Annotated in this window: 17 protein-coding genes; 11 read left to right on the top strand and 6 right to left on the bottom strand. The window is 65.6% G+C overall.

Translation table 11 applies throughout. The features are described 5' to 3' along the window. Nucleotides 1–8: 8 nt before the first annotated feature. The 4 genes from QTH97_RS10610 to QTH97_RS10595 all read right to left on the bottom strand — a co-directional run bounded on the left by QTH97_RS10610 (nucleotide 9) and on the right by QTH97_RS10595 (nucleotide 6,548). On the bottom strand, nucleotides 9–1,538 hold the full coding sequence (locus QTH97_RS10610) for a tripartite tricarboxylate transporter permease (protein WP_286568099.1): 1,530 nt from the start codon (nucleotides 1,536–1,538) through the stop codon (nucleotides 9–11). A gap of 21 nt (nucleotides 1,539–1,559) precedes the next feature. Further along, nucleotides 1,560–2,081, bottom strand: a complete 522-nt coding sequence (locus QTH97_RS10605) for a tripartite tricarboxylate transporter TctB family protein (RefSeq protein ID WP_286568098.1) — start codon at nucleotides 2,079–2,081, stop codon at nucleotides 1,560–1,562. 82 nt (nucleotides 2,082–2,163) lie between these two features. Beyond that, nucleotides 2,164–3,204 (bottom strand): Bug family tripartite tricarboxylate transporter substrate binding protein, encoded by a 1,041-nt coding sequence (locus QTH97_RS10600; protein WP_286568097.1) that lies wholly within the window; start codon nucleotides 3,202–3,204, stop codon nucleotides 2,164–2,166. 221 nt (nucleotides 3,205–3,425) lie between these two features. Then, nucleotides 3,426–6,548: an ATP-binding protein gene (locus QTH97_RS10595; protein WP_286568096.1), complete on the bottom strand. Its 3,123-nt coding sequence runs from the start codon at nucleotides 6,546–6,548 to the stop codon at nucleotides 3,426–3,428. Between the two features lie 358 nt (nucleotides 6,549–6,906). Between QTH97_RS10595 and QTH97_RS10590 the strand changes: the two genes are divergently transcribed. The 5 genes from QTH97_RS10590 to QTH97_RS10570 all read left to right on the top strand — a co-directional run bounded on the left by QTH97_RS10590 (nucleotide 6,907) and on the right by QTH97_RS10570 (nucleotide 12,539). Beyond that, complete coding sequence (locus QTH97_RS10590) at nucleotides 6,907–8,436, top strand: B12-binding domain-containing radical SAM protein (RefSeq protein ID WP_286568095.1); 1,530 nt, start codon at nucleotides 6,907–6,909, stop codon at nucleotides 8,434–8,436. Beyond that, a complete protein-coding gene (locus QTH97_RS10585) occupies nucleotides 8,433–9,980 on the top strand; it encodes a lipase family protein (protein ID WP_286568094.1) in 1,548 nt (515 codons plus the stop codon). Before QTH97_RS10590 ends, QTH97_RS10585 begins: the two co-directional genes overlap by 4 nt. Nucleotides 9,981–10,109: 129 nt before the next feature. Continuing rightward, entirely contained in the window at nucleotides 10,110–11,414 is a 1,305-nt protein-coding gene (locus tag QTH97_RS10580) for a hypothetical protein (protein ID WP_286568093.1), read from the top strand. A gap of 10 nt (nucleotides 11,415–11,424) precedes the next feature. After that, nucleotides 11,425–11,715, top strand: coding sequence for a hypothetical protein (locus QTH97_RS10575; protein ID WP_286568092.1), 291 nt, complete (start codon nucleotides 11,425–11,427; stop codon nucleotides 11,713–11,715). Further along, on the top strand, nucleotides 11,712–12,539 hold the full coding sequence (locus tag QTH97_RS10570) for an aspartyl/asparaginyl beta-hydroxylase domain-containing protein (protein ID WP_286568091.1): 828 nt from the start codon (nucleotides 11,712–11,714) through the stop codon (nucleotides 12,537–12,539). The genes QTH97_RS10575 and QTH97_RS10570 overlap by 4 nt, the downstream gene beginning before the upstream one ends. A gap of 4 nt (nucleotides 12,540–12,543) precedes the next feature. Here QTH97_RS10570 and QTH97_RS10565 read toward each other — a convergent pair whose 3' ends face one another. After that, the gene (locus QTH97_RS10565) at nucleotides 12,544–13,374 is read right to left on the bottom strand and encodes a GNAT family N-acetyltransferase (protein WP_444813421.1); all 831 of its coding nucleotides are present in this window, start codon (nucleotides 13,372–13,374) and stop codon (nucleotides 12,544–12,546) included. Between the two features lie 304 nt (nucleotides 13,375–13,678). Here QTH97_RS10565 and QTH97_RS10560 point away from each other — a divergent pair, with 304 nt between their 5' ends. Together QTH97_RS10560 and QTH97_RS10555 are read left to right on the top strand one after the other, a co-directional pair. Next, complete coding sequence (locus tag QTH97_RS10560; RefSeq protein WP_286568089.1) at nucleotides 13,679–13,921, top strand: hypothetical protein; 243 nt, start codon at nucleotides 13,679–13,681, stop codon at nucleotides 13,919–13,921. A 16-nt stretch (nucleotides 13,922–13,937) separates the two neighbouring features. Then, the gene (locus QTH97_RS10555; protein WP_286568088.1) at nucleotides 13,938–14,588 is read left to right on the top strand and encodes a hypothetical protein; all 651 of its coding nucleotides are present in this window, start codon (nucleotides 13,938–13,940) and stop codon (nucleotides 14,586–14,588) included. Nucleotides 14,589–14,593: 5 nt separating this feature from the next. On the opposite strand, the gene QTH97_RS10550 is transcribed toward QTH97_RS10555, so the two are convergent. Then, complete coding sequence (locus QTH97_RS10550; protein WP_286568087.1) at nucleotides 14,594–15,523, bottom strand: LysR family transcriptional regulator; 930 nt, start codon at nucleotides 15,521–15,523, stop codon at nucleotides 14,594–14,596. A gap of 117 nt (nucleotides 15,524–15,640) precedes the next feature. Here QTH97_RS10550 and QTH97_RS10545 point away from each other — a divergent pair, with 117 nt between their 5' ends. From QTH97_RS10545 to pyk, 4 genes are all read left to right on the top strand, one after another. Next, a complete protein-coding gene (locus QTH97_RS10545; RefSeq protein ID WP_286568086.1) occupies nucleotides 15,641–16,729 on the top strand; it encodes a tartrate dehydrogenase in 1,089 nt (362 codons plus the stop codon). A 151-nt stretch (nucleotides 16,730–16,880) separates the two neighbouring features. Then, on the top strand, nucleotides 16,881–18,233 hold the full coding sequence (locus QTH97_RS10540) for a dicarboxylate/amino acid:cation symporter (RefSeq protein ID WP_286568085.1): 1,353 nt from the start codon (nucleotides 16,881–16,883) through the stop codon (nucleotides 18,231–18,233). A gap of 17 nt (nucleotides 18,234–18,250) precedes the next feature. Next, on the top strand, nucleotides 18,251–19,555 hold the full coding sequence (locus QTH97_RS10535; protein WP_286568084.1) for a glycerate kinase type-2 family protein: 1,305 nt from the start codon (nucleotides 18,251–18,253) through the stop codon (nucleotides 19,553–19,555). Between the two features lies 1 nt (nucleotide 19,556). Continuing rightward, a complete protein-coding gene (gene pyk, locus QTH97_RS10530) occupies nucleotides 19,557–20,972 on the top strand; it encodes a pyruvate kinase (RefSeq protein ID WP_286568083.1) in 1,416 nt (471 codons plus the stop codon). Nucleotides 20,973–20,983 lie beyond the last annotated feature (11 nt).

Raw genomic sequence — 20,983 nt, 5'->3', positions numbered from 1 at the left:
CTTCCTGTTCAATCCAGCGGGCGCTCGGCGGCCAACTCGTCCACCTTCACGGGCCTGACCAGCGCCCAGGCCTTCGAGATCAGGGGCCAGAACAACAACGTCAGCGCGAGCGTCGTGATGGTGCCGACCAGCGGGTTCGAGAACATGATCATGACGTCGCCCTGCGAGACCAGCATCGCTTGCCGGAACGAGTCCTCGGCCTTGTCGCCCAACACCAGTGCGAGGACCAGCGGGGCCAATGGGAAGTCGAGCTTCTTGAACAGGTAGCCCACGATGCCGAAGCCCAGCATGAACCAGATGTCGAGCATCGCGTTGTGCACGGTGTACGCGCCGATGGCACAGATGACGATGATGACCGGCGCGATGATGGAGAAGGGGATGCGCAGGATGGATGCGAACAGCGGCACTGTGCTCAGGACCACGATGAGCCCGACGATGTTGCCCAGGTACATGCTGGCAATCAGGCCCCAGACGAAGTCCTTCTGCTCGACGAACAGCAACGGTCCGGGCTGCAGGCCCCAGATCAGCAACCCGCCCAGCAGCACGGCGGCCGTCGGCGAACCGGGGATCCCGAGTGCCAGCATCGGCAGCAGCGCGCTGGTTCCGGCCGCGTGGGCCGCGGTCTCCGGCGCCACGACGCCTTCCATCTCGCCCGTGCCGAACTTGGAGCCCTTGCGCGACATCTTCTTTGCCAGCCCGTAGCTCATGAACGAAGCCGGCGTGGCGCCGCCCGGGGTGATGCCCATCCAGATACCGACCACCGCGCTGCGAATGGAGGTGACCCAGTACTGCGGGAGCTGCTTCCAGGTCTCGAGCACGACCTTGGGGTCGATCTTGGCGGTCTTGCCGGAGAACTTCAGACCCTCTTCCATCGACAGCAGGATCTCGCCGATGCCGAAGAGGCCGATCACGGCGATCAGGAAGTCGAAGCCGCGCATCAGCTCGGCCTGCCCGAACGTGAGCCGCAACTGGCCCGTCACGGTGTCCATGCCGACACTGGCCAATGCGAAGCCGAGCGCCATCGACGCCAGGATCTTGAAGGGCGACCCCTTGCCCATTCCGACGAAGCTGCAGAAGGTCAGGAGGTACACGGCAAAGAATTCGGGCGAGCCGAACTTGAGCGCGAACTTGGCCACCAGCGGCGCCATGAACGTGATCATGACGACCGCGAGGAAGGCGCCCACGAACGACGAGGTGAACGCAGTCGTGAGCGCAGCCCCGGCACGTCCGTTCTGGGCCATCGGATAGCCGTCGAAGGTGGTCGCCACGGACCACGGCTCACCGGGGATGTTGAACAGGATCGAGGTGATGGCCCCGCCGAACAACGCACCCCAGTAGATGCACGACAGCATGATGATGGCCGAGGTCGGCGACATCGTGAATGTGAGCGGCAGCAGGATGGCCACCCCGTTGGCGCCGCCCAGGCCGGGCAGCACGCCGATGAGCACTCCGAGAATGATCCCGACGAACATCAGCAGGATGTTCATGGGGGTGAGGATCACCGAAAAGCCCTGCATCAGGGCACTGACTTCTTCCATGGTGTGCGTTCTCCTAGGAACTCAGTAGCCGAGAAAACGAAGGGGGTCGAGCGAGCCTTTGAAGAGCGGCACCTTGAACCACACTTCGAACATCAGGAAGAAGACCACGTTGACGGCCACCGCCACCAGGGTGCTCTTCAGGGGCGAGTAGTTGCCCAGGAAGATCATGAACAGCGCGATATAGATCGCCGATGCAACGTACAGCCCCAGGAAGGTGACAGCGAGTACGTACACCGTGGCCGGCACCAGCACCGACATCACCCGCTTCAACTGCACCGGGTCCACGAAGACCTCGGTGTTCCTGTTCTTGCCGAACAGCGCCTGGTAGAGGATGCCCAAGGCCGACACGACCACGACCACGCCGATCCAGAAGGGGAAGTAGCCCGAGCCCGGCCCATCGCTGGTCCAGCCGGCGCCCAGCCTGCGACTCTCGACGATCACCACGATGCCGATGGCCAGCAGGACGAGCGCGACGATGGCGTCGACGACATAGGTCGCGATGCCTGTGCGCGGGGCGGCGACGGAATCTTCGCTGTGCTCCATGGAGCCTCCAATTGATTGGGGGGGGAAGACGGGCGAGTGACTTTTGACACCCGCCCCTGTGGACGGCGGCGCGGACCGGGCGCTACTTGCTCGCGCCCGCCATGAATCCGGCTTCGGTCATGAGCGTGCGGTGGGCGGCCTCGGCCTCGCCGAGCCACTTGGTGAAGGCGTCGCCGGTCATGAAGGTCGGATTGAAGGCGCCCTTCTCCATGTATTCCTTCCAGTCGGGCGTCGCGGTGATCTTCGTGAGCAGGTCCACGTAGAAGGCCCGCTGGTCGGCCGTCACGCCGGAAGGCATGAAGATGCCGCGCAGCATCGTGTAGTCGGTCGGCACGCCGGCTTCCTTGCAGGTCGGGATGTCATTCCAGGATTGGGTCTCGGTGACCTTGCCCTTGTACGGCATGCGCTGGGCGTCGAAGACGCACAGCGGACGGAGTTGGCCCGCTCGCCACTGGGCCACCGCCTCGATCGGATTGTTCACGGTCGAATTGACGTGATTGCCCACCAACTGGACTGCGACCTCGCCGCCGCCCTTGAAGGGGACGTAGATGAACTTGGTGCCGGTCGCCTTTTCGAGCGCGACGGTGATGATCTGGTCTTCCTGCTTGGAACCCGTGCCGCCCATCTTGAACTTGTTCGGCCCTCCCGCCTTGACCGCCGCGATGTACTCGCTCGCGCTCTTGTAGGGCTCGCTGGCGTTCGTCCACAGGACGAACTGGTCGAGCGCCATCATCGCGACCGGGTTCATGTCCTTCCAGTTGAAGGGCACGCCGGTCGCCATGGGCGTGGTGAACAGGTTCGACAGGGAGATGATGATCTTGTGCGGATCGCCCTTGGCCTCCTTCACCGCCAGGAAGCCTTCGGCGCCGGCGCCGCCCGACTTGTTGACGACGATGAGCGGCTCCTTCATCAGCTTGTGCTTGACGATGATGCCCTGCATCAGTCGCGCCATCTGGTCGGCCCCGCCGCCGGTCCCGGCGGGAACGATGAACTCGACGGGCTTGGAGGGTTCCCACGCCAGGGCGGGCGCGGATACCGCAAGCAATGCGGCCAGGACCGAGACTGCGACGGCGGAAGTCCTTGCGGCGCGAAACTGCGGGCGCGAGAAGAGGCTCTTGATCATGTTGTCTCCTGTAAGTCGTGGAATCACGTTGTTCTTTTTCGCGGAACCTGATTGCAAGTTCCGATGGGTGCTGATGCTGCGACGCCAATGCGGAAATGCGGCTTGACCGTGGTCAATTTTCCGAAGAATCGGTATCGGGGTTACCCGCAGCGAGGCGGGTCGGCCGTGTAGAGCGAAAGCTCGCGGGCGAAGCGATCGGCGAAGCGAACGGCGTGAAGAGCCTAGGTGGCCGACGGGCTCAGCACGCGCTCGACGCGCTTGTCGAGCTGATCCAGATGCGAGAGCTCGCCCAGCCGGGCGTCGACCTGCGCGTCGGGCTGGCGCTTCGCAAGGAAGTGGGACAGCGTGACGAGGCAGTTGCGCTCCAGGACCGGAAATCCCATGCGCTGGGCTGCCGCGACGGCGAGGCGAAGCTTTTCTTCGGCCTCATCGCCGTGAGGACTCACCTCCGCTGCAATGAGGCCCGCCACGCGCAGCACCTCCGGCTCCTGCCATTGACCGCCTTCCGTCACGAGCTCGATGGCGCGCGCCCCGCTCGATGCCGCTTCGCGAAGACGCCCGAAGCGCCGCTGCGCATCGGCCAGGTTGGCGAGATGGCCCGCTTCGGACAAGCGGAACGACACCGAGTCGAATGCCGCCACGGCCTGCTCGATGGCCGCGATGCCTTGCGCGAGCTGGCCGCGCTGGCACAGGGCCCATCCGAAGAATCCCATGCCGTGCGCGCGAAAGCCACGGAGCCGATGCTCCTCGGCCAGTTGCAGCAGGCGCCTGGACTCAGCTCGCATCGCTTCGGTCGCGCCGCACATGCCGAACACCCAGCCGCCCACATAGACGAGCGGGATGGCGGTGGAGTGCGGATGGCGAAGCGCGTCGGCTGTCCGCAGCGCGTCGACGCCCACGACCAGTGCCTGATCGACGTCCCCGAGGCAGAAGAGCGTGAAGCTCAGGAGCGACTTGCTGTGGACCTCGGTGTTCTGGCCGAACATGCGCGTGGTCGCCGCGTCGCGCTCCGGAACGTAAAGCGCCAGCGACCGGTCGATCTCCGCGCGCGCTTCGACTGCCCTGGCCTGCACCATCAGGCTCATGCCGAGCATCCGGTGGCCGATCACCCGCCCGGAGTCGAAGCCGTTGCGCTCGGACAGGTGAAGGAACATGCGGGCGAGTTGCTCGGACTCCACGGCACGGCCAAGGCAGTTGACGTGGGTGAACTTGCCGAACGCAAGAGGGAAGATCAGCGGCGACGGCTCGCCCTCTGCGCACAGGGCAAGGCCGCGCTCGCAGCACGCCTGCAACTCCGGCGACGTCGCGCTTTGAGCGGCCAGGATGGAGCCCATCATGGTCACCTGCATCTTGAGTTCGAGCTCGCGCCTTTGCTTGGCGTCCTGGACCTTGTCCAGCAACGCGATGCCCCTGCGCAAGTGGTCGATGGCCTCTACATTGGCCGAGCGCCCCGCCGCGCTGGCGCCGGCCTCCAGCCAGGCCTGGGCGGCATCGACCGTGCGACCCGCCTCCGTGAGATGGTGGGCGATGAGCTCCTGGGGAATCGGCCGGTTCGCGAAGTGCTGCCGGAGCACGTCCACGATGCGGCCGTGCATCGCCTGGCGCTCGTCCTGCAGCATCGATTCATACGCCATGCGCTGCAGGAGTGCATGACAGAACTGGTAGCGGATCTCCACGCCGAATCTCTTGGGCTCCAGGATCTCGGCCGTGACCAGTTCCTCCAGCGGGCGTGCCACCTGATCGGCGCCCTGCTCCAGGATCGTCAGGAGAAACTCCGGAACGAAGGAGCGCCCGATGCAGGCGGCCGCCTGAACGATGCGCCGGCCGCCTGGCAGCCTGTCGAGACGTTCGGAGAGCATCTCGGCGAGCATCAGCGGCACGCCGCCAAGGCGGCGATTTCGCTGGTTGCCCTGCACGCGCTCGTCCAGCAGCGCCATCACCAGTTGCTCGACGAAGAGCGGAAGTCCATCGGACGAACGCACGGCCTGCTCGATGACATCGGCCGGCAGCATCTCCGCGCCGGGTATGGCCATTGCAATCTGCCGGCAATCGCTTTCCCCGAGCTTTTCGAGGTGCATGATTTCGTCAGCGGGAGGAAGGGCGGGACCCGGCGGGAAGGACCGCATGGTCAACAGCACGAGTGCCGGCGCGTCCTTCAAGATCGTCACGACCTCCTGCAGGAGTTCCGCCGTCGACGGATCGAGCCAGTGCGTGTCCTCGACCCAGAGCACCACGCTTTCCCGCGCACTCAGTGACTTGAAGGCGGAGGTCACGAACTCGTATTGCATGCGCCGAAGGATCTGGGGCGACGGTGCGATCGCCTCGGTGGCGCCTGGCGCGGCAAGACCCAGCAGGCTCATGGCGATCGCCGAGTTCTCTTCATCGCTCAGCCCCAGCGTGGCAAGCACCGCGGACACCTTCAAGGCGCTGTCGGCCGGGCTGTCTTCGACGGACAGGCCGGCCCGGGACCAGAGGAAATGGGCCACCGGGTACAGCGGAGTGCGCGAAAAAATCTCGTGGCAACTCACCTTCAGCACCATCGCGTCGGCAAGCTCGGCCCGGTTGGAGAACTCGAGGCCGAGTCGGGACTTGCCGGAGCCGGCTTCGGCCACGACCGCGATGGTCCTGCACTGCCTGCTGGAGCGCACGGCGTCCCAGTGTCCGAGCAGCAAGGTCAGCGGCTCGGCTCGACCCACCATCAGCGCGGAGCCACGTTGAAAGCTGGATGGAGGACGGCCGGCGGCGGAGCGTATGCCCCTGACCTTGTAGACCTCGATCTCCTTCGACAAGCCCTTGAAGCGACGGGGCCCCAGAGGCTCGCAGTCGGCCAGGCCCTCCACGAGGTCGAGCGTATCGCTGCTGATCAGGATGCCGCCGGGCGGCGCGTCGGCCTGCAGGCGCGCCGCCAGGTTGGCCGCCTCTCCGACGATGCCGGGTGCGCTGGCGCCGGCGCTCATGAGCTCCTGCGCCACGACGACCAGTCCCGAATGAATGCCGATGCGGGTGTCCAGCGCAGCGGGCTCGACAAGGCCCGGCTTCAACTCATTGAGCCGGCGGACCAGTTCGAGCGCGGCGCGAACCGCACGCTCCGCATCCCGTTCATGGGCGCGTGGGTAGCCGAAATAGACCAGGATGCCGTCCCCCACGAAGCGGGCCACGAAGCCTTCGTACCGCTCCATGGTCTGGAGGGCTGCCATCTGGTAGGTGCGCTGCAGCTTGCTCAGTTCCTCCGGGTCCAGCCGCTCGGAGAGGGCCGTGTAGCCAATCAGGTCGATGAAGACGATCGTGAGGAAGCGACGTTCGGGAGGTTCCAGAACCGGATTCGCAGTTGAAGGCGAAAGCATTTCAGGGTCCCCACAAGCAGGTTCACGAATAGCCGGCGTGCCAAGCCGATCTCATCGGCCCGGACCGGGGGCGCGGACATTCATGTCGTACTTTTGTTTCTTCTTGATGGTCGCGCTTGGGTTCGAGCGTATCATCGGCCGGCAAAACATTGCAGAAAATTGCGCAACGCAGGCGGGTGTTTCCGCTCGGGCGGCAGCCGCTGGACCTGGAGGGGAAATGTCGCCGCAGCCTCTTTCGCAGCAGTCCGTCTCAGCATCGCCTGCTGTCGAGGGCGCCGACCGTCCTCCCAGGCGACGAGCCCTCGTCATTTGCACCCACCTGCGTCCAGGCAGGGACAAGCGACGCTCCAACTACTACATGCAACCCATCACGGGGCTGCACATCGGCTCCCTGCTCGACCAGACGCTCTTCGAGGTCCGTCTCTATCACGAGGACTGGCATGGCCCCTTCGATCCGGCCGACAGCCCGGGCTATGACCTGGTGTTCCTCACCGGGCTTCAGCCGGACTTCGATCGCATGCGCCAGTTGTCGTACTACTTCCGCGCCCAAGGGGCGGTGGTGGTGGGCGGCGGAAGCATCTGCACCGCGTTTCCCGAGTTCGCGACGGAATTCTTCGATGTGGTCTGCGCAGGCGGGGTCGATTGCGTTCGGGATGTGGCGTCGGATTTCCTGAGAGGCTCTCTCCAAAAGATCTACCGCTCGCCGGCCGCGAGCATCTCCGACTATCCGGTGGACTACAGCCTCTTCACCCGGCACGGCATCAACCCGATGCTGCACCTGATGGAGACCTCCCGCGGGTGCAGCTTCAAGTGCTCCTTCTGCGTGATGCCCAACGAGGTGGGCGGGCATGCCACCTACAGCATCGATCACTTCAAGACGGGCCTGCAGGACACCCTGGCGAGCAGCGCACCGTGGAGCTTCAAGCGCTGGTACCCGCTCGTGATGCTGCTCGACAACAATTTCTCGGACGACCCGGCCCACATGCTGAAGGTGGCCGCGATCCTCGCCGCCAACCCGAAGGTCCGGGGCTGGGCCGCCCTGGTGACCCAGAATGTCCTGCAGGACCGCGATCTCATCGCCCACCTGGCGAGGTCCAAGTGCATCCTGCTGTTCGCGGGCGTCGAGTCGCTCGATCGCGAGATGCTCCGGCGCTACAACAAGAAGCAGAACCTCAGCCGCCGCCACAGCGTCGTCGATGACATCGCGTTCGCGGAGGGCCAGGGCATCGCCATCTGCTACGGCTACCTGTTCGACCATCGCCACCAGACCGCGGCGGAGATGGAAGAGCAGATTCGCGCGCTGGCCCGGAATCCCCTCATGCCGATGCCTGTCTACCTCAGCGTCATCGCCCCGCTGGCGGGCACGGCGACCTTCTGGGACGACCTGCGCCTGGGGCACCTGCGGCCGAACCTTCGGATGCGGGATCTCGATGGCGAGACCATGGCACACGTGCAGTTGGGGGATCGGCCGGAGGTGCTGGTCGACTTCATCGAACGCATGTTCAGGCGCCCCTGGACGGTGGTCTCGCGCCTGCTCATCCTCGCCAAGACGATCCGCCGCATCGTGCATGCGAAGACGCTCAACCCGATTCGCTGGTACGTGATCGCGTCGGCGAACTTCCACTGCTTCATCTGGTCGCGCGCAACGCCGGCGCAGCCGCGCACCTACCTGGCCGGCACCGATACCCTGGATCCCCAGTACTTCGAGCGGCCGGCCGACCTCTCGGACGAGGACGAACGCCGCTATTTCGATCCGATCGAACTGACGGACGACGACGGAAAGCCCTCCGCATGGCTCACCCCGTACATCCCATCCTCCGCCGGCCGTCAAGAACGGCCGATCTTTTTTGCGCCTCCCCCGATCGAAGCGGAGGAACAGCAACCATGAGCTATGAATCCACCCGCGACGCCGAGCAACTGCGCATGCTGGGTCCGTCCATCGAGGCCTTCATCGATCGCTACAACAACAACACCAACTGGCAGGCCAACGGCGTGCGGCACACCGTGTTCGTGCTTCCTGGTGGCATGGGATGCCGGCTGCGGCGCGCGAAGACGCCTTATGTCGATGGACTCGGCGGGACACAGACCTTCGACTACGACCTGGCATGGATCGACGCGGGCACCCTGCTCTTCGGGAACTCCGCGAAGCTCATGCTCGGCAAGGGGCCCGAGTACCGCGACAAGGGCGACCGGATCATCATTGCCGACGGAAGCATCGGCTTCCTGGGCTGCACTCCCTACTCGGGATTCACCGACTGGTGCGAGGAGGCAGGGCTGGACTATTTCGTCTACGGCTGGGACTGGCGCAGAAGGATCGAGCACGGAGGGCGGTTCTTCGTCGAGAAGTTCCTGCCTTTCTTCCGGGACCGGGTGAAGTCGGGATGCAACAACGCCGATCCGCTGCAAAAGTTCTCCGTGATCGGCCACAGCGCCGGCGGCATGGTGGTGAACTGGATCTTCCGCCGGAATCACGCCATCACGGCGACCATGTACCGCGCGATCACCGTCGCGACGCCGTTCTATGGCTACGCGTCGCAGTTGCATCGCTGGTTCACGGGGGAGCCCTACCTCAACAGCGGCGACCTCTACAGGGCAAAGATCATTCAGGCGATCTGCTCCATGCCGGCATGCTATGCGTGGCTCTACCTCGATGGAAAAACCTTCATCAAGTACGAGACCTTGCTCAAGAACGACCCGCAGTACCCGCTGAAGAGCTACCCCTGCGTCGACGCCACGGATCCAACCGTCTGGGCCGACCCGTACCGTCCGAAGACCAACGGCAGCCAGGTGCGCTACCCCGAGGGAAACTCGGGCTTCAGTCACGAGGAACTGCACCATGCGTGCAAGCTGGTGAGGCGTCTGGCATCGGATTTCGCCAGCGACCTGCCGCTGGACAAGTTCTACAACGTGCGATGCGACACGGGCCGGGACGATACCGCCGGCAGTTCGACGTGGAAGTGGACGCCGCCGACGCTCCCTTCCCCGATCGACGATGTGTCGAAGGTTCCGGGCGACGATACCCAGCCGGGCTGGTCCGCACGGCATGTCGGCCTTGCGAGCATTCGGCCCCTTCAGGTCGTGAGAGTGTTGGACCCGCATGCGGAACACGCGTTCACGATGAACTGCCATGCGACGATCGTGGAGCTTGCAAAGATTCTCGGCGCCCAGGTGCCGGCCGTGGCCGCCTCCTTGCCTGTGGAGATTGCCTCTTCCGAAGAGGCGTTCGCGTTCGTGCAGATGCTGCAGCGCAAGTTCTCGAAAAGAATCAGCGCCGCCGAGGCCAGGGTGCGGCTTCGCGCCCTGATCGCAAAGAAGCTGAGCATCGAGAAGCAGAGGGCCATCGCCAGGCGCATCTATGTCGACCTGCTGGGACCGCCCTTGCCCACGAAGTCCAGGCCGAAGTCGGCCAGGAAAGCGGCCCGAGCCAAGTGAACGCCTGGCCCCGATGCTCGACAGGATGGGGGACCGGAACCGCCATCGTCCATGGACAGGCAACGCCTGCGCGGGAAGAATGAAGGCCAAGGCCGGGCAGCGACCCAAGCGCAGTGATGGAGATCCAGCATGAGCTACGACGCGACCAGGGATGCGGAGCAACTTCGACGGCTCGATGCCGCGATCACAGCCTTCATAGCAACTCGCAACAACCTTCCGGCGCCTGCTGGCGGCAGGCAGACCATCTTCCTCTTCCCCGGCGGGATGGGCAGCAAGCTCGTGCGAGCCACCCAGGCCTATGACGAGAACCAGCCCCAGCCACAGCAGTTCGTGTACGAACCGGTCTGGCTCGCGCACGACACCTTTCTGGGCGGCGCAGCCCAACTCGAGATGACCAGGACAGGACCGGAGGAATACCGGGACCAGGACGACTGCATCGTCATCGCCGATGGCCTCGTGGACCTGGAGGGGATCTCGCCCTATTCCGGCTTCACCCGCTGGTGCACCACGAAGCAACTGGACTGCTTCGTGCTCGGCTACGACTGGCGTCGCAAGATGCAGCACGTGGGGAATTTCTTCGTCGATACCTTTCTCCCGCACTTTCAGCAAAGGGTTCGCGCCGAATCGAACGACGGATCGGACCCGCTCGCCAACTTCTCGTTGGTCGGACACAGCGCCGGAGGCATGGTCGTCAACTGGATCCTGCGCAAGAACGATGCGATCCTGAACGGGATGACGCGGGCCATCACCGTCGCGACGCCCTTCTACGGCTATGCGGGCCAGGTGCATCGCTGGTTCGAGGGAGAGGCATCTCTCAACGGACTGGACGATGAGCACAAGGCCGACATCATCCGCACGATCTGCTCGCTGCCGGCTTGCTACGCATGGCAGTTCATCGATGACCCCACCTACACGGCCAACAGCGCCGCGTTCGTGGCGGACGCACCATTCGGGCTCGCGTCCTATCCCAGCGTGGACAGCGGCGATGGGGCGGTGGCCGATCCGTACAACCCGCAGACCAGGGTCGTCAATGGCGTGACGCTCACTCGCTATCCGACCGCGGGATTCGACTCCCAGGAGCTTGCCGATGCGCGGGTGTTCGTCAACCAGCTCGTCGGCCCCCTGACGCCCGGCCAGGCGGCGAAGTTCTTCAACATCCGGGGCGTTCGCGGCTTGGAGGCGCTCGGAATCGTCGCACCCATACCGAGCACGACGGGCAGCGTGCGCTGGGGCTGGCTGCCGACCAATGGACCGAGCCCCGTATCGGATGGCCCTCGCGTTGCGGGCGACGGCACGCAGCCCGCATGGACGGCTCGTCACCTTGCGCTCCCGAAGGCCAACGTCCGCACGGTCACTGGGCTGGAGATGGAGCACGCCATCCTGATGAGCGTGCCCAGGATCCAGAACGCCATCGGCAACATTCTTGGAGTCTGAGGAGACCGACATGGAATCCAAACCAGGTGATGCGTATCCGGATCCGAAAGAGCCCGAGCCGCAGCCCTTCGTGGAAGAGCCGACGGCGTCATCGGAGGAAGCCATGGCCTTCGTCCGCGAGATGCAGCGTGAATGCGGCCACTATCGGCGCACGGACGATGACAAGCTGCGGCTGCAGGCGTTCCTGAGCAAGCACGACGAGGAGAAGCGCCGACAGATCGCCAGGCGCCTGCTGAAAGATCTGATGCAGGGAAGACCGCCGCCGGGGGACAAGGCAGCGGAGCCGGACCCCCAGAAATGACGCCCGCCGCGCGCACTGCGAGTCCCGCTGAGGGCCGCCAGGACGGCGATCCATCGACCGCTTCGGCGCAGGCATGGGAAACAGAAGGCCTGGAGACCATGGGAAGGCCCGGGCTGGCCACGCGCTGGTTCATGCGCGGCGTGTCCTTCGTCGAGAACCTCAATCGGCGCCGCGCGCTGCTCGGGACCCCTTGTGTCTACCCGAACGAGGTCTTTCCGTGGGCGACGAAGCTCGAGAGTGAATGGCGCACCATCCGATCGGAACTCGACGAGGTGCTGCTGCGCAGAGACGACCTGCCCAATGTGCAGGACATCACGCCGGACGCGCGGTCCATCACCACGGATGCGCGTTGGAAGGTGTTCGTCTTCACCGCCTACGGTGTCCACTCGCCGCTCAATTGCAAACTGTGCCCGCAGACCTGGAAGCTGGTCCGGCAGATTCCAGGCTTGCGCACGGCAATGTTCTCGATCCTCGCGGAAGGCAAGCACATTCCGCCGCATCGGGGGCCGTACAACGGCGTCCTCCGCCTGCATCTGGCCCTGAAGGTGCCGGAGCCCCGGACCGCGCTCGGCATTCGCATCGGGCACGAGCGATGCCACTGGCAGGAGGGCAAGGCGCTCATCTTCGACGATGCCTACGAACACGAGGTCTGGAACGATTCGACCGGCGAGCGTGTCGTGCTGTTCATCGACTTCGAGCGGCCCCTGCCGTTTCCGGCAGCCCTGCTCAATCGTGCCCTCCTCCGGCTTGCCGTCTACACACCGTTCCTGCGCGAGGGTGGCGAGAATCTGCGCCGCTGGGAGCGCGACTTCCACGGCCGGTAGGAACTCAATGCCCTGAGCCTGCGCCGAGGAATCGGCGGCGATGAGGTTGCGGAAGCGCATCGAGCGTCAGCAGCATGGGAAGGTCCGCGGTCTGAAAGGCCGTATCCCACGCGGGCAGGCCCAGCAGTTCGGCGCCGCAGCGCAGGTAGCCCTTGATGAGAGGCGGCGTGGCGACATCCAGGTCATCCCTCAGGCTTGCGAGCGGCAGCGGCTTCAACGGGCTGACTCTCCATGGCTCCGACGCGCAGTGCCGCTCCGACAAGCGGCGCCACAGGCTCGCCGCCCGGTGGCCGCCATCCCGAAGGTCCACGCTCGCGCACCCGAAGGCGACTTCGAGCCGGCGGGAGCTCAGGAACTCCCCGAGCGCACCCCAGAGCGCAAGGATCGCGCCGCCCGTTCGCCACGCCGGATGGATGCACGATCGCCCCAGCTCGGCCATCCGCGGGCGCATGCCTGCCAGTTGCTGCAAGTCGAACTCGGTTTCGCTGTAGTAGCCGCCTGCACGACGAGCGGCGGACGGCGTCAGGACACGGTAAGTGCCGACGACTTCGGGAACGCCATCGGACAACGGGACGGCGCGAACGAGCACGTGCTCGCAGAAATCATCGAAGCGATCAACGTCGAGGCCAGGCGGCGTCCCCGGAGGGACGACCAGGCGAGCGCCCATTTCGAGCGCGAAGACGCGGTAGCGCAAGCGCTGCGCCTCGCGCACGTCATCGAGGTGTCGCGCCCAGGCGGTTTCAAGGCGATGTGAAGAGCGGGCCCAGGAGGCAGTGGCGGGAGTCGCAGCGTCGTCTTGCGACCGGGACGACTGCGACTCGACGCGGTCCAGCATGGTCAGGCGGGGATCACGACGGGCATGCAGGCGAAGGGCAATGGCCAACACACGCCCCCCGGCACGAGGCTGTCGACCCGTGCCGGATCGGTCCGCAACTTCGCCATCAGAAGCCCTCCTGTCATTGCGTTGCCGGATTGTGCGCCAGCCTCGAGACGAGATCAACGCGAGGGCGCGCTGCGGGGGCTGTATGAGCATGCAGTACTCCATCCCGCATATCGCTTCAGGCGCCTTCCCAATTTTCACTGCGGTCCTAAACTGGCCTCCAATGAAATGAGTACCTATTCAGTACAAGGAGGCCATCATGGACCCGTTTGACGATGATGCAGCCCAGTTGAGGGCAGCGGCGACAAAAGCAGATGCTTTGGCCCGAAGGGCGCAGCGCGCAGCCAACGAGGCATTCAGGGTGTTCTTGAAGGACGACGGCGCCGCGGCGCCTGACCAGGCCATCGAAGCGGCGAAGACCAGCGCACGCGCCGCACAAGAGGCCTGGCGCAAATACGTGCAATACATCGCGCTGAACGGCGGGCACCTGCACCTCTGCTAGATGTCGCGTCGGCGGCGTGCCGGCGACCCTGCTTCCCATTACAGTCGGCGTCCAACAAGGAATCGAAAAAGCGCGGAACGGGAAACATGGCCCGCCCACCGTGCGCAGCACGACATTGAAGAAGCTTCGGATCACAGGCCCCGCAGGGGTGAACTACAGACTCGGCGATCCGATGCTCGTGCACGATGGCTCGACGCTGCTTTGCACAGTGGACCCGGTGCCGGTCAGCCAGTCGGGGACCGAGATTCGCGTCGAGCATTTCACGCCCTCCCTGGGAGAGTTCGAGCAGAGCCGCCATCTGGGCCGGCTCGTCTTCCTGGAAATCTGCGCTTTCGTCGTCGAGCGCTTTCACCAGGTGCAGGCGGTGAGCTTCGCTTTCTCGCGGCCCGTGACGCTGCTCGCCGGAGGGTCTCGACACGCGGCCGATCGGGCGGAGATCATGCATCGCATCGGTATCGACAACGTCCAGGTGGCGCCCCGGCCGTCAGCCACGCCGGGACATTTCGTCGTCACCGGCGTCTGGATCTACAGCGAACGAAACATGCTTGCCCTCAACGAGGTCCTGGGCGAGTTGCGCGAGCTGTATCGTGATCGGCCGATCGGCACAGACCCCAAGGGCGGCATCGGGGTGTTGCAGCGCATCGCATCGCGCTGGCGCAAACCGTAGCAGGGCTACGCTTTCGCACCGGCCGCTTGCTGGGTGAAGGAAAGCGCCAGGAAATCGACAAAGGCGCGCACCCTCGCCGCCAGCTGGTGGCGCTGCGGATACACCGCGTAGATGTCCGCGTCGGGAGTGAAGTACTGCGGCAGGACCTGCACCAGGCGCCCGTTGCGCAGGTAGCGTTCGATGTCCCACTCGGCCCGCATGAGAATTCCGTGGCCGTCCAGGGCCCAGTTCACGGCGATCTCGCCATCGTTGGTGGCGAGGTTGCCGCGCGTCTTCACTGCCTCGGTACTCGCGTTGCGGCCTCTTCCGCTCGCCAGGCGCCACACGCCATAGGCCTCCTCGCCTTGACGGATGCCGATGCAGTTGTGCTTCGTCAGGTCGTTCGGAACCTTCGGGATGCCCCGCTTCGCCAGATAGGCCGGCGCCGCGCACAGCAGGCGGCGGTTGGCCGCGATGTTCCTGGCGATGACCCGGCTGTCCGGCGGAGCGCCGAAGCGCACGCACACGTCGAACAAGTCCTCGGTCGGCGATGGCGGATTCACCGACAACTGCAACTGGACTTCCACTTGCGGGTACTTGCGAACGAACCTGGAGATCAATGGCGCCACATGGCTGCGGCCGAAGCCCAGCGTGGCGTTCACCCTGAGCAGGCCCTTCGGCGTCGCCTTGGAGAGGCCGAGCAGCTCCTCCATGCCGTCGATCTCGCCGAGGATTCGCCGCGCATGCTCAAGATACGTCTCGCCTTCGGGGGTGAGGCTCATCCGGCGCGTCGACCGGTTGACCAGCAGCACACCGACGCGTGATTCCATCAGCGCAAGATGCTTGCTCACCGCCGGGGTCGTGATGCCGAGCTCGCGCGCCGCTGCGCTCAGGCTGCCCGCGCTGGCAAGCGTCGAAAAGAAGCCGAGGTCTGCCGGCTGTATACCGTTGCTCATGCGCGCTCCACTGTTGAACTCAGGTTAACAATGGATTCACTTTAGCGCCGTGCCAAAAGGACGTCGAGTTTTTACAGTACCCATACCCCTTCACCACCACCCAACGGAGACATATTCATGAAGACGTACAAGATCGCGACCATTCCCGGCGACGGCATCGGCAAGGAAGTCGTTCCCGCCGGACAGCAGGTCCTCGAGGCCCTGGCATCGGCCAGCAGCAGTTTCAAGTTCGAGTTCGAGAACTTCGACTGGGGCGGCGACTACTTCCGCGAGCACGGCGTGATGATGCCGGACGACGGCCTGAACGCCCTGCGCGACAAGGACGCGATCCTCTTCGGCTCGGCCGGCGATCCGCACATCCCCGACCACATCACGCTCTGGGGCCTGCGCCTCAAGATCTGCCAGGGCTTCGACCAGTACGCCAACGTGCGGCCCACGCGCATCCTGCCGGGCATCGACGGCCCGCTCAAGCGCTGCGGCCCGGACGACCTCAACTGGGTCATCGTTCGCGAGAACTCCGAAGGCGAATACTCCGGCGTCGGCGGCCGCGTGCATCAAGGCCACCCGATCGAAGCCGCGACCGACGTGTCGATGATGACCCGCGCGGGCGTCGAGCGCATCATGCGCTTCGCATTCAAGCTGGCGCAGTCCCGCCCCCGCAAGCTGCTGACGGTCATCACCAAGAGCAACGCCCAACGGCATGCGATGGTGATGTGGGACGAGATCGCGCTGCAGGTCTCCAAGGAGTTTCCGGACGTCACCTGGGACAAGGAACTGGTCGATGCATCGACGGCCCGCATGATCAACCGCCCGGCCTCGCTCGACACCATCGTCGCGACCAACCTGCACGCCGACATCCTGAGCGACCTGGCGGCCGCGCTGGCCGGCAGCCTGGGTATTGCGCCCACCGGCAACATCGACCCCGAGCACCGCTATCCGTCGATGTTCGAACCGATCCACGGTTCGGCCTTCGACATCATGGGCAAGGGCCTCGCCAATCCGGTCGGCACCTTCTGGTCGGTCGTGATGCTGCTGGAGCACCTTGGCGAGACGGAGGCCGCCCGACGCGTCATGAAGGCCGTCGAAGCGGTGACGGCCGATGTGTCGCTGCACACCCGCGATCTCGGCGGCACCGCCACCACCGCACAGGTCACCGAAGCCGTGTGCGCACAGGTCACCGGCAGCACGCAGCGCAAGGCGGCCTGACAGCCCCATACCCCGGCCACCACGCGGCGGCCGGGTTTTCTTCCTTCCTGTACTGAGAGCCGCGCGGGCACGCGCCGCCTCTCAACCCAAAGCAGCCGCCAAGCGCTGCGGGGGCGAACTCGTGCCCACACATCCATTCAGGAGACAAACCATGCGCCGCTTCTTCGGAAAGCTGTACGTCCAGGTGCTCGTCGGCGTGTTCGCCGGCGCGGCCCTCGGCTTCTTCATGCCCAACACCGGCAGCGATTTCAAGCCCTTGGGCGACATCTTCATCAAGCTGATCAAGATGGTGTTCGCACCGATCATCTTCGCCACCGTGGTGCTCGGCATCGCCCGGATGGAAAACATGAAGGAGCTCGGGCGCGTCGGCGTCCGGGCTCTCGTCTATTTCGAGATCCTCTCGACCTTTGCCCTCGCACTGGGGCTTGTCGTGGTCAACGTGGTGGGCCCGGGCAGGGGCATGAACATCGACCCGACGCAGCTCGACACCAAGGCGATCGCGAGCTACACGGCGGCCAGCGCCAAGCCCGAGGGCTTCGTCGACTTCGTCCTGCACCTGGTGCCGACCAGCGTCATCGACGCATTGGCCCGCAACGACATCCTGCAGATCCTCGTGTTCGCGACGATGTTCGGCATCGCGCTCTCCCACATCGGCCCGCGCGCCAAGCCGGTGGTGGACTTCCTCGACTCGTTCACGCATGGCGTGTTCGCGATCGTCGGAATGATCATGCGGGTGGCTCCCCTGGCAGCGTTCGGCGCCATGGCCTTCACGGTGGGCAAGTACGGCCTCGGCTCCGTCGTCTCGCTCGGCAAGCTGATGGGCACGATGTACCTCACCTGCTTCCTGTTCATCGCACTCGTGCTCGGAGCAATCTCGCGGCTGTCGGGATTCAGCCTGTGGAAGTTCCTGAAGTACATCAAGGACGAACTCTTCACAGTGCTGGGCACCAGCTCTTCGGAATCCGTGGTGCCGCAGTTGATGCGCAAGCTGGAGCACGCCGGCGTCTCGAAGCCGGTGGTCGGCCTGGTCGTTCCTTCGGGCCTGACCTTCAACCCCGACGGCCAGTGCATCTACTACACGATGGCGGCCATCTTCATTGCCCAGGCCACCAACACGCCTCTCACACTGACCGACCAGCTCGTGGTGCTGGGCGTGCTGATGCTGACGTCCAAGGGGTCTGCCGGGGTCACCGGCTCCGGATTCATCACCCTGGCGGCCACGCTTGCATCGATGGGCAAGATTCCCGTCGCCGGCATGGTGCTGCTGCTCGGCGTGGACCGCTTCATGTCGGAAGCGCGCGCAATCACCAACACCATCGGCAACGCAGTGGGCACCATCGCGATCGGCCGCTGGGTCGGCGCAGTCGACCGTCAGCGCCTCGCGGAAGTGCTCGACGGCAAGACCGATCCGGAGGATCTGGACGAGCTGTATGAAGGCGACGACGAGGCGGCCAACGACGTGAAGCCGGTCCACCCGGTGGGCGGCGTTCGGATCGCGGCTTGATCTCGGCGAGTGCTGCCATGAATCCGAACGCCTCCCGCACCGTGCTGCGCGCCATGTTCGACGCCGCGATCGCCGCTGCCCAACCCGCACTGTGCGTCCCGCCCCATCTGCCGCAGCCGCCCAAAGGCAGGCTGGTGGTGATCGGCGCGGGCAAGGCTTCCGCGGCGATGGCCAGGGCGGTCGAGGACCACTGGCGCGGTCCGATCACCGGGCTGGTGGTGACACGGTACGGCTACGCGGTGCCATGCGAACGCATCGAGATCGTCGAGGCGGCACACCCGGTGCCCGATGCGGCCGGGGAAGCCGCAGCCCGCCGCATGCTGGAGGTCGTTCGAGGCCTCGGCAGCGACGACCTGGTGCTGTGCCTGATCTCGGGCGGCGGCTCATCGCTCCTCCCGCTGGCGCTGCCGGGCCTCACGCTGGAAGACAAGCAGGCGCTCAACCGGGCATTGCTGGCGAGCGGCGCCAGCATCAGCGAGATGAACTGCGTGCGGCGCCACCTGTCTGCCGTCAAGGGCGGGCGACTGGCAGCAGCGTGCCATCCCGCGCGGGTGCTGAACCTGCTGCTGTCGGATGTGCCGGGCGACGACCCGATCGACATCGCGTCCGGACCGACGGTGCCCGACCACACCACCTGCGCCGATGCGCTGGAGATTCTTCGCCGCTACGAGATCGACGTGCCGCCGCGGGCGCTGGCTCTGCTCGAGACCGGCGAAGGGGAGACGCTGAAGGCGAACGACCCACGCCTTCCTCCCATCGAGACACGTTTCATCGCGACGCCGCAAATGGCGCTGGAAGCCGCCGCGGCGGTCGCACGCGACGCGGGACTGACGACCTGCATTCTCGGCAACGCGATCGAAGGCGAGGCGCGCGAGGTCGCCCGGACCATGGCCGGCATTGCGCGGCAGGTGGCGCGCCACGGTCAGCCGGTGGCAGCGCCGTGCGTGTTGCTGTCCGGCGGTGAGACCACCGTCACGCTGCGCGGTCGCGGCCGGGGCGGACGCAACGTCGAGTTCCTGTTGGCCCTGGGCATCGCGTTGAACGGCGAGCCCGGCATCCACGCCCTGGCCGGCGACACCGACGGCGTCGACGGGCAGGAAGAAATCGCCGGTGCGCTGCTGACGCCCGACACGCTGGCCCGCGCCCGTGCGCAAGGCCTGAGGCCGCGCGAGCGCCTCGATGACAACGACGGCCACGGCTTCTTCGAGGCGCTCGGCGACTCGGTGGTGACCGGCCCGACGCTGACCAATGTGAACGACTTTCGCGCGATCGTGATCGCTGCCGAACCCGGCAGCACCGATCGCGCCACCAGGAGAAACTGAGATGCGAAGAAACAAGCACGCGAAGATCGTCGCGACGCTGGGTCCGGCGAGCGACGAGCGGCAGACCATCCAGGCGCTGTTCGACGCCGGCGCCGATGTGTTCCGGCTCAACTTCAGCCACGGAACGCACGAGGACCACAAGCGCCGGCTCGACCTGATCCGCGAAGTCGAGCGCGAGAGCGGGCGGCCCATCGGCGTGCTGCTCGACCTGCAAGGACCGAAGCTGCGCATCGGCACCTTTGCCGATGGCCCCGTGAACCTCATCGAAGGCAAGGCCTTCCGGCTCGACCTGGACGCGAAGACGCCTGGCATTGCGACTCGCGTGGCGCTGCCGCATCCCGAGATCTTCGCCGCGCTCGAAACGGGCACCGACCTGCTGCTCGACGATGGCCGGCTGCGGCTGCGGGTGGAGAAGTTCGGCAAGGACTTCGCCGAGACACGGGTGGTGAACGGCGGCAAGCTGTCGGACCGCAAGGGCGTGAACGTGCCCGGCGTGGTGCTGCCGCTCTCGGCGCTGACCGAGAAGGATCGCGCTGACCTGGCCTATGGGCTGCAGCTCGGTATCGACTGGGTGGCCCTGTCCTTCGTCCAGCGCCCGGAGGACATCATCGAGGTCAGGACCATCGTCGATGGCCGTGCGGGCATCGTCGCCAAGCTGGAGAAGCCGGCGGCCATCGCGTCGCTCGACGCCATCGTCGTCGAGACGGATGCGGTGATGGTTGCCCGGGGCGACCTCGGCGTCGAGATGCCTGCCGAGCAGGTGCCCTCGATCCAGAAGCGGATCATTCGCGCCTGCCGGCGGGCCGGCAAGCCGGTGATCGTCGCGACCCAGATGCTGGAGTCGATGGTCACCGCACCGGTGCCCACGCGAGCCGAGGCGTCGGACGTCGCGACCGCGATCTACGAAGGCGCCGACGCGGTCATGCTGTCGGCCGAATCGGCCAGCGGGCGCTATCCGGTGGAAGCCGTGAAGATGATGAGCAGCATCATCGCGCACACCGAGAGCGATCCGAACTACCGCGCCGCGATCGATTCCTCGCGCGCAGAGCCGCTGGCTCGCACCGCCGACGCCATCGGCTCGGCCATGCGCGACATCACCGGCCTGCTCAACGCGGCCGCCACCGTGGCCTATACGAGCTCGGGCTATTCGGCGCTGCGCATGGCGCGCGAACGGCCGCGCGCACCCATCATCGGAATGACCCCCCGGCTCGCCACGGCGCGCCGCCTGGCGCTCGCCTGGGGCGTCCACGCCGTGCTCTGCCACGAGGTCGTGGACGTGCCCGAGATGAGCGATCTCGCCAGCCGCACGGCTCTCAAGGAAGGCTTCGGCGCGGCGGGCCAGACCATCGTGATCTCGGCCGGAATGCCCTTCGGCACTTCGGGCACCACCAACCTGCTGCGCATCGCGCAGATCTGAGGAGAGCCGAC

This window comes from Variovorax gracilis, assembly GCF_030317115.1.
Classification (GTDB): domain Bacteria; phylum Pseudomonadota; class Gammaproteobacteria; order Burkholderiales; family Burkholderiaceae_C; genus Variovorax; species Variovorax gracilis.
Note: the sequence above shows the minus strand (reverse complement) of the source record. Positions and strands in the feature narration are given on the sequence as shown.